This window comes from Synergistota bacterium, assembly GCA_021159885.1.
GTDB lineage: Bacteria > Synergistota > GBS-1 > GBS-1 > GBS-1 > AUK310.
The window spans coordinates 1-8,371 of sequence record JAGHDO010000060.1 but is presented as its reverse complement, the minus strand read 5'-3'; the positions used below and the strand labels follow the sequence as shown (position 1 = coordinate 8,371).

The window sequence follows — 8,371 nt, the reverse complement described above, 5'->3', positions numbered from 1 at the left end:
CCCGTTTCTGTAGATGAGCTTGAGGAAGTGGCTCGTTTTACAGGTTTACCTTTTATAAAAAAAAGAAGCCTTTTTCATGCCTTAAACATTAGAGCAGTGGCGCGAAAAACGGCAGAGAAGATAGGAAGGAAATTTGAAGAGGCAAACTTTGTTATAGCTCATTTGGGAGGGGGAATATCGGTTGTTGCCATTAGAAGAGGAAAAGCTATTGATGTTAATAATGCTAATGAAATGGGACCTTTCTCTCCGGAGAGAACAGGAGGACTTCCACCTTTACCACTTGTGAGGCTTGCGGTTGATAAGGGATATACTTTTCCTGAGGTGAAGAGGCTTCTTGCAGGAAATGGAGGTGTAAAGGCATATTTAGGGATTGCGGATTTAAGAGAAGTTCGGAAAATGATAGAGGAAAAAGATACTAAAGCAGAGTTAGTTTATAAAGCCATGATTTATCAGATTGCGAAGGAAATTGGAAGCATGTACGCTTCACTTCAAGGGAAAGTAGATGCTATTGCTATAACTGGGGGCATAGCTCATGATGATATTTTTGTAAAAGAACTAGAAAAATACATAGACTGGATGGCTAAAATTTTCGTTTTTGAGGGAGAGTTTGAGATGGAGGCTTTAGCGTTGGGAGCTTTGCGTGTTCTTAAAGGTGAGGAGAAGGCGAAGCATTATAAGGAGGGAAGACTATCTTGAAAAAGCTAAAAGAGCTGCTAAGTATGGCTAAGGAGGGAAAGAGGAGAGTTATTGCTGTTGCTTCTGCGGAGGACGCTGATGTCTTGGAGGCCGTTTATTTTGCGAAAAAGGAGGGAATAGCGGATCCTATTTTAGTAGGACGATTGGAAAAGATAGAAAAGGTAGCCCAGGCTCTTGATATCGATTGTAATCAATTTGAGATCATCGATGCTACCGATCCAATTTCTTCTGCTCAAATTGCCGTTAAAATGGTTAGAGATGGAGCTTGTGATCTCTTGATGAAGGGGCTTGTTAAGACTGCGGAGCTTTTAAAAATAGTGCTTGATAAGGAAATGGGTTTTAGAACAGGGAGGCTCCTGAGCCATGTTTTTTTAGTTGAAGTTCCAAGAAGACGTCGCTGGTATGCTATAACTGATGGTGGAATAGTTATATCTCCATCTATTGCTGAAAAGCTACAGATACTTGAAAATGCGCTGGAGTTAATGCATCTCTTAGGGATAAGAGAGCCTAAGGTTGCTGTTTTGGCAGCTGTAGAAACGGTTACTTACTCAATGCCTGCTACGGTAGACGCTGCTATGTTAACCGTTATGGCTGCAAGAAAGCAGATAAAGGGTGCTATAGTTGATGGTCCTCTTGCGCTTGATGTTGCTATCTGTTCAAAGGCGGCAAAAGTTAAGGGAGTAAAAAGTCCCGTTGCTGGTAAGGCAGATGTCCTTCTCGTACCGGATATAGAGGCAGGAAATCTCTTAGGAAAAGCGCTTGTTTATGGTTGTGGGGGTGTAGCTGCTGGCGTTGTGATGGGAGCCCGCAGACCGATAGTTTTAACTTCAAGAGCGGACAGTGCGGAGACTAAGCTTCTTTCGATAGCGCTTGGTGCGGTTTTAGCCGGGAGGATGGAGTAAAATGTTGCCGGAAGCTCGTCTTTCCGGCTTACCGAATATAGAAAGGATCCCTTTTTATCATGAGAGAGAGCATTTAATCCTTTATCAAGAGCTTGCTCAAAAGGTGCCAAATCTTAAGCGGGGAATAACCGTTTATATTGGTTTGGAAACCTCTATAGTAGCTTGGATTGATGGCAAGGTAGTAGATGCTGATAATTATGTTACCGGTGATTCTCCTATGGGGGTTAGAAGCTCTGGCTGGCTTCCTAATACTGGCATACTATCCTGCTTTTATGAGGATGAAAGAAGCTTGGCTGAGATAGCTAAACTCATATATGGTCAAGGGGGATTAAAAGCTTACTATGGTACGGAAGACCCTAGCGTTCTTACTAAGAAGGTGGGAGAAGTTCCCTTTGAAGCTTTTATATACTGGATAGCCAAAGGTATCGGGGGTATGGCTGGAATACTTAAGGGTAAGCCTGAAGGGATAATCATTGGAGGATCGTGGCTTAAGTATGATTTTTTTCTACGGAAGTTAAAAAAGTATATTTCATATCTTAACGTTCTTGAAAGCGAAGAGATACGGTGATAAAATTTAACTTGAGGTGATTTTAGAGTGCGGGAGCTTTTTCATAGTCCCACAAAGGGAGCTTTAAGCTTTGATCAAATGATGAGTATTATAACGGATTACATGAAGCATAAGGCAGGAGAGTATCGTCTGATAATTGGAACTGACTCAGCTGAAAATGAAGGGGAGGCGGTTTTTGTAACAGCGGTAATACTTTACAGGGTAGGTAAGGGAGGTATATACTTCTATAGAAGATACAGAGGGGAGTGTATTCACAACTTTAAAAAGAGAATCTTTTATGAAGCTCATCTTAGCCTTGATCTCGCGAGTAGAATAAGCCTTGCACTTTCGGAGGTAGATCTTGAAGATTATCCGCAACTTGAAATACATCTTGATGTCGGTGAAGGAGGCAAAACAAAAGAAATAGTTGCAAGCGTGATAGCTTATGTTAGCGGAAATGGTTTTAAGGCAAGGATTAAGCCTGAGTCGTTTGGGGCGACGAAGGTAGCAGATAAATATGTCTAAGGGGGGATAAAGCATGTCTGCGGTGGCTTTGGAGGAATTGATTATAGCATTTAAGCTTGGTGAGGAGGAATACGGAGTGGATGTGGCGCAAATTCAGGAGATAATTAAAATGAAGGAGATAACGAGGGTACCAAAGGCACCCTATTATATAAAAGGCGTTATAAACTTGAGAGGGAACGTAATCCCCGTTATAGATTTAAGGAGCCGTTTCTCCCTTCCAGCGAAGGAAGCTACGGATCAATCAAGGATAATAGTGCTTGATATAAAGGGTATAAGGTTTGGCATAATAGTGGATGCGGTTTCTGAGGTGATAAGGCTTCCTAAGGAGAATATAGACCCCCCCCCACCGGTTGCAATGGGAGGAATAGAGGCTACCTATCTTAGGGGTGTAGGTAAGGTTGATGATAAGCTTATAATTCTCCTTGATCTCGAAAAAGCATTAAATCTTGGAGAGATCGTAAGCGGGGAAGAGGAGGAATAGCTGATTGCCAACGCTTTTTATAGCTGGATATGCTCATCTACCACATGATATAACGGCTTATCAGCTTTATAAGGTTTTAGGGCTTTTTTTGGAAATTGATGAGGAAACAGGTGTGATAGAGGATGTTGAGATCAGCTTAACGAGCAGATTAGCTCAGCGTGTACTAAAAGAGTGTATAAAGGGAAAAAGTCTTCTAACAGATCTCGATCTTATAAAAAGCGAGATCTGTTATAGATATCATGGGGAGGCAAAGAAGGCCGTTATAGCCGCGTTAAAAAGCGCTCATCAGCGCTTTCTGGAAGCGAGAAAAAAATTTCAATAACCCTTCCTCTCGATTAAGACGGTACCTAAGATGCTTTTTAGGTGTCCCGGGTATCGTTTAGAGGGGAGGGAAGGTAGAAAAAGGCAGCTTTAGCCCAAAAGGGACGGGTCATTAAAGGGCTGCCCCCGTGGAAGGGGGTAGCCCTTTAAATTTTTAGTGGTGAGGAGGTGTGGAGTAGTTGATTGACATATCTGACAGAATAAGGGATAAGAGGCTTCTCTCTAAGGTCGTTTCTCCAGAGGAAGCAGCCTCGCTCATAAGGGATGGAATGACCATAGCGTGTAGTGGATTTACTCCTGCCGGTTATCCCAAAGCGATACCTCTCGCTTTGGCTGAAAGAGTGAGAAAAGGCGATAGTCTCAAGGTGAACCTGTGGACTGGAGCATCAGTGGGGCTTGAGCTTGATGGGACCTTAGCTGAGGTTAAAGCGGTTTCTAAAAGGCTTCCCTATCAAACCGATGACGTTATCAGGAAGGCAATAAACGCTGGGGAAATAGAATATATCGATATCCACCTCTCCCAATGCCCTCAGCTGGTCAGGTATGGTTATCTCGGGAAGATCGACTTTGCCATTATTGAGGCAGTTGCCATAACTGAAAATGGTGGTATAGTCCCCTCCACTTCCGTTGGAAACTCTCCCACATTTGTTCAAATGGCTGATAGAGTCATGGTTGAGATTAACACCACGCAACCTCTTGAGCTTGAGGGAATGCATGATATCTATATTCCTGAGGATCCCCCAAAGCGCAGAGAGATACCTATTTACAAGCCGAACGATAGAATAGGGACTCTCTATATTCCCTGCGATCCGGAAAAGATAGTTGCCATAGTTCCATGTGACATTCCTGATAATCAGAGACCTCTTGCTCCCATAGACGATATCTCAAAGAAGATGGCAGAGAACCTCATAGACTTCTTCAAATTTGAGATAAAGCAAGGCAGATTACCTAAAAATCTTCTTCCCCTTCAGTCCGGCGTGGGAAGCATAGCCAATGCGGTTTTAGCGGGGCTTGTTAACTCCGATTTTACCGATCTCTGGGTTTATACCGAGGTGATACAGGATTCGATGCTCGATCTTATGGATGCAGGTAAGCTTCGCTTTGCATCGGGGACATCCTTAACCCTCTCTCCTGATGGCTTAAAGCGATTTTATGAAAACGTGAAGAAGTACAGGGATTACATAATTCTTCGCCCTCAAGAGATATCTAATCACCCGGAGGTTATAAGAAGGCTTGGGGTAATAGCGATGAATACTGCTATAGAAGTTGATATCTATGGACATGTTAATTCCACGAATATCATGGGTAGCAAGATGATGAACGGCATAGGGGGATCAGGTGATTTTTCAAGAAACGCTTATCTCGTCATATTCCAAACGCCGTCTATAGCTAAGGGAGGAAAGATTTCGAAGATAGTTCCTATGGTTTCCCATGTAGATCATACTGAGCATGAAGTTCATGTCATTGTTACCGAGCAGGGAGTTGCAGATTTGAGAGGAAAATCTCCACGTGAGAGAGCCCGGGAAATAATAGAGAAATGTGCTCATCCCGATTATAAGGATATGCTCTGGGATTACTTTGAAAGAGCTTGTAAGCGTGGGGGGCACGAGCCTCATCTCCTTGAGGAGGCTTTAAGCTGGCACGTCCGTCTGATTCAAAAGGGCACGATGAAAGTTTAAAAAGGAGGTGTTTTAAAAATGACAGATGCTTACATAAGCATAGCTATACTCATAATCGCGTTTATCCTGTTTTTAACGGAGGCATTTCCTCTCGCGATTACCGCACTTTTAGTTCCTATTTCCCTGGTTCTGACTGGCGTACTTTCTGCAAAGCAGGCTTTCGCTGACTTCGCCAATAAGTGGACCTTGATTTTCATGTTTATGTTCATGGTTGGAGAAGCCCTCTTTAGAACTGGTTTCGCTCAGAAAGCTGGTGAATGGGCAGTAAAGGCAGCGAAGGGTAGCGAAGTACGGCTCATGCTTAATATTATGATTATAACTGCCTTTCTTTCCGCCTTTCTCTCAAATACCGGAACGACCGTTTGTCTTCTACCTATAGTTTTGGCAATAGTTAGGGTCGGGGGATATTCGCCAAGATCTTTTCTAATGGCTTTAGCTTATGCAGCCTCATTTGGTGGGACTCTATCTCTGATAGGGACTCCTCCAAATGGGGTTGTAAATGCGCTTCTTGATAAGGCAGGTTTACAGCCCCTCGGTTTCTTCGAGTTCGGCAAAGTCGGAATAATAATCACGGTCATAGGCATAGCTTACATGGCTCTGCTCGGCAGGAAGTTCTTACCTAAGGGACAGCTCACGAGTGAGGCTGAAGAAGCGGCGAGCGAGAGAGCTTCTTTCAGGCCAAGGCTTGAAAAGATGCCACTTGCTGTGGCTATATTCTTCTTCGTTGTCGCTATAATGGTTTTAAGCGGTACTCCCGCAACCAAGCACTTTTTCAGAAAGGTGCTTCATCTCGATCTCCTCGTTGCTGCAGCTTTAGGAGCTTTCTTAGTAGTTGCTACAAGATGTATAACCTGGAAGGAGGCATGGCAGGCGGTTGATTGGACTACCGTTTTTCTCTTTGCATGTATGTTTCCCTTAAGTACCGCCCTTAAGATTACCGGGGGAGTCAAGCTGATAGCTCACGCGGTTACCTCGGTAGTCCATACCCCATTTGGTCTTCTTGCCGCGATGGCATTCGTGACCGCTTTCTTAACGCAGTTTGCCTCTAATACCGCTACCACGATGATAGTTGCTCCGATCGCTTTAGCTGCTGCTCAGGGAATGGGAGTAAGTCCGTATCCCGTTATAATGGCTGTTGCTATATCTGCGAGCTGTTGCTTTATGACTCCTATAGCAACGCCGCCAAATACCATAGTCTTAGGTCCGGGTCAGCTTCGCTTTGTTGATTACATAAAGGCGGGATGGCTGATTCAGGTTATAAGCTATATAGTATGTATAACATTTGTCCCAATGTTGTGGAAGTTTTAAAAAACGCTTTTAAAAATTATTGTTTTATAAAGGCGGTGAGCTTTTTCAAGTAGCTCACCGCCTTTATGTATACTTTGGTTGAATATTCCGATTCTCGATCTTAGGCTTCCGTTTTTCTGGAACGCTTTATGGAACAGGGAGGAACCGAGAAAAATTCCGCGTGTGAGCATGGCAGAGGCTCTTTATTTAAGGGCTCTCGATGAGGGGTATAGCGATGCATATCTTCTTATTACCGATAAAGGCTATGCGTATCCTTATTATGGCGGAACGCTTCACGACTATGAGACCGGTGAGGTTATGGAGGATATTCCCCCGGAAGCTGGAAAAGCTTTTCTTGTTATGAACGAAGAGAATGTATGGTATCCGTTATTTGGAAGAGATGACAGGGATAAGGATCCCGTGCTTTCTGGGATAGTCAGCGCTTATTGTGAGGAGAATTATGTTCCGGAGCTGAGCGAGTTTGAAAGCGAGATAGTGGAGAAACTCAAGTATGGGACCGATAGTACTAATGAAACTGAAGAAGGCTGGCTTAAGGCTGCTGCGGGTCACGCATATGGTGAGAGGCTATTTTGCGCGCGAGAGCTACTTGATTTTTATGAGCCCTTTGTCCCAGAATATTTCTGGACTTATGGTCCACCCGTTGGCTGGTGTTCACCTTTTCCTTTTTACATGGTTTATGTAACTACCTTCATAGTTTGTAATTCGCTTTCTCCTAATGCTTCCGTTTTGGCTGCGATATTGGAGGAGAATGAGAATGACCCTGCGAAGGCGCTCAGGACTTTAAGTGAGAGATATCTCTCCTGGTTTGAGCTTACCGAGGGATTTCCGGGGTGCGGGTGGTTTGACAACTGGGAACCGAACCTTGATGATAAGCTTATATCACAGGCTGGTGTTTGTAGATCCGAGGCTACTAATGTCGCTTCGGCCTTTCCCATATCCATCCTTTAGGCCCTTTAAGGGATACGGATATTGGGACTACTATGATAGCTTTGAAAGCTGGAGGGCGGATGCGGATAGTAAGGAAGTAATTGATATGAGGATAAGCTTTGAGCCTTCAGAGGTGCCTCCTGCTCCCTCAAGTGGCTGGGGAGGATGTAGCGTGGGAGAGGAGAATATAGGAGCGCTTTTAGTGCTTTTCGTTCCATCTATACTTATCCTGCTCAGAAGGAGAAGAGGATTATGAAAAAGCTTTGTCGTTCACGACATATGTTAATCTCACTCCCGAAAGGGGGAGCGGAGGAGAACCCGCTCCCCCTTGTTTTTTATGAAATTTGGTATAATGATATTTAAGGTTTTTGGAAAAGATGTCGTCTCTACCGGGAGGATTTCCAGCGATGGAAGAGTATCTCAAGGCCTTAAGTAAGGTTAAGCTTCTTGATCCTGAGGAAGAGGACGAGCTCTGGAGAAGATATAAGAAGGAGGGAGATGAGGAAAGCAGGGCTAAGATAATAGAGTCGTACCAGCCTCTTGTTTTTAAGATTTTGTCCAAGATAGGACATCCATCTGAGCTTACGCTTGATTTGCTTCAGGAAGGAATGGTGGGATTAATTGAGGCTGTGGATAGGTTCGAGCCGGGAAGGGGATGGAAGTTTTATACCTTTGCTTACTACAGGATAAGAGGTTGTATACTCAATGCCTTAACGAGGAAAATGCCCTCGTGGGAGCTTCTCGAGGAGATGGAAGTAGAAGAACCCTTTAATTTAGATGAGGGGCTTATTTCCCTTGGGCTTGGTTCACTTGGGGAAGACGATAGAAGAGTCATAGAGGATATATATTATAAAGGGAAAGCTTTAAGGGATGTTGCACGCGAGATGGGGTTTTCGGTGAGCAAGATTCAGAGAATTCATAAAAGGGCTTTGAAAAAGCTTAAGGAGGTTTTGGGATAATAATAGACGCCATGGGCGGGAAGTCT

11 protein-coding genes are annotated in these 8,371 nt (G+C 43.9%); all 11 read left to right on the top strand.

Annotated features, from left to right (window positions below; genetic code table 11):
- Nucleotides 1-696: butyrate kinase (buk, locus tag J7M13_05875; protein MCD6363506.1), on the top strand; the 696-nt coding region annotated here is incomplete at its 5' end.
- Nucleotides 693-1,598, top strand: a complete 906-nt coding sequence (locus J7M13_05870; protein ID MCD6363505.1) for a bifunctional enoyl-CoA hydratase/phosphate acetyltransferase — start codon at nucleotides 693-695, stop codon at nucleotides 1,596-1,598. The genes buk and J7M13_05870, both read left to right, overlap by 4 nt.
- 1 nt (nucleotide 1,599) lies before the next feature.
- The gene (locus tag J7M13_05865; GenBank protein MCD6363504.1) at nucleotides 1,600-2,166 is read left to right on the top strand and encodes a hypothetical protein; all 567 of its coding nucleotides are present in this window, start codon (nucleotides 1,600-1,602) and stop codon (nucleotides 2,164-2,166) included.
- A gap of 78 nt (nucleotides 2,167-2,244) precedes the next feature.
- Nucleotides 2,245-2,670, top strand: a complete 426-nt coding sequence (locus J7M13_05860) for a ribonuclease H-like YkuK family protein (GenBank protein ID MCD6363503.1) — start codon at nucleotides 2,245-2,247, stop codon at nucleotides 2,668-2,670.
- A 13-nt stretch (nucleotides 2,671-2,683) separates the two neighbouring features.
- Nucleotides 2,684-3,151, top strand: a complete 468-nt coding sequence (locus J7M13_05855) for a chemotaxis protein CheW (protein ID MCD6363502.1) — start codon at nucleotides 2,684-2,686, stop codon at nucleotides 3,149-3,151.
- 4 nt (nucleotides 3,152-3,155) lie between these two features.
- Nucleotides 3,156-3,473 (top strand): DUF3870 domain-containing protein, encoded by a 318-nt coding sequence (locus J7M13_05850; protein MCD6363501.1) that lies wholly within the window; start codon nucleotides 3,156-3,158, stop codon nucleotides 3,471-3,473.
- 178 nt (nucleotides 3,474-3,651) lie between these two features.
- Entirely contained in the window at nucleotides 3,652-5,151 is a 1,500-nt protein-coding gene (locus tag J7M13_05845) for an acetyl-CoA hydrolase/transferase family protein (GenBank protein MCD6363500.1), read from the top strand.
- 18 nt (nucleotides 5,152-5,169) lie between these two features.
- The gene (locus J7M13_05840; GenBank protein MCD6363499.1) at nucleotides 5,170-6,459 is read left to right on the top strand and encodes an SLC13/DASS family transporter; all 1,290 of its coding nucleotides are present in this window, start codon (nucleotides 5,170-5,172) and stop codon (nucleotides 6,457-6,459) included.
- A gap of 78 nt (nucleotides 6,460-6,537) precedes the next feature.
- Nucleotides 6,538-7,407: a hypothetical protein gene (locus J7M13_05835; protein ID MCD6363498.1), complete on the top strand. Its 870-nt coding sequence runs from the start codon at nucleotides 6,538-6,540 to the stop codon at nucleotides 7,405-7,407.
- An 85-nt stretch (nucleotides 7,408-7,492) separates the two neighbouring features.
- Entirely contained in the window at nucleotides 7,493-7,642 is a 150-nt protein-coding gene (locus tag J7M13_05830) for a hypothetical protein (GenBank protein ID MCD6363497.1), read from the top strand.
- Nucleotides 7,643-7,793: 151 nt separating this feature from the next.
- Entirely contained in the window at nucleotides 7,794-8,345 is a 552-nt protein-coding gene (locus tag J7M13_05825) for a sigma-70 family RNA polymerase sigma factor (GenBank protein MCD6363496.1), read from the top strand.
- The last annotated feature ends 26 nt before the right edge of the window (nucleotides 8,346-8,371 follow it).

Bases quoted from the DNA above. Each gene is read 5' to 3' on its own strand.
- J7M13_05830 (MCD6363497.1), top strand. From the start codon at position 7,493: ATGAGGATAAGCTTTGAGCCTTCAGAGGTGCCTCCTGCTCCCTCAAGT.
- J7M13_05860 (MCD6363503.1), top strand. From the start codon at position 2,245: ATGATGAGTATTATAACGGATTACATGAAGCATAAGGCAGGAGAGTAT.
- J7M13_05825 (MCD6363496.1), top strand. From the start codon at position 7,794: ATGGAAGAGTATCTCAAGGCCTTAAGTAAGGTTAAGCTTCTTGATCCT.
- J7M13_05855 (MCD6363502.1), top strand. From the start codon at position 2,684: ATGTCTGCGGTGGCTTTGGAGGAATTGATTATAGCATTTAAGCTTGGT.
- J7M13_05840 (MCD6363499.1), top strand. From the start codon at position 5,170: ATGACAGATGCTTACATAAGCATAGCTATACTCATAATCGCGTTTATC.
- J7M13_05865 (MCD6363504.1), top strand. From the start codon at position 1,600: ATGTTGCCGGAAGCTCGTCTTTCCGGCTTACCGAATATAGAAAGGATC.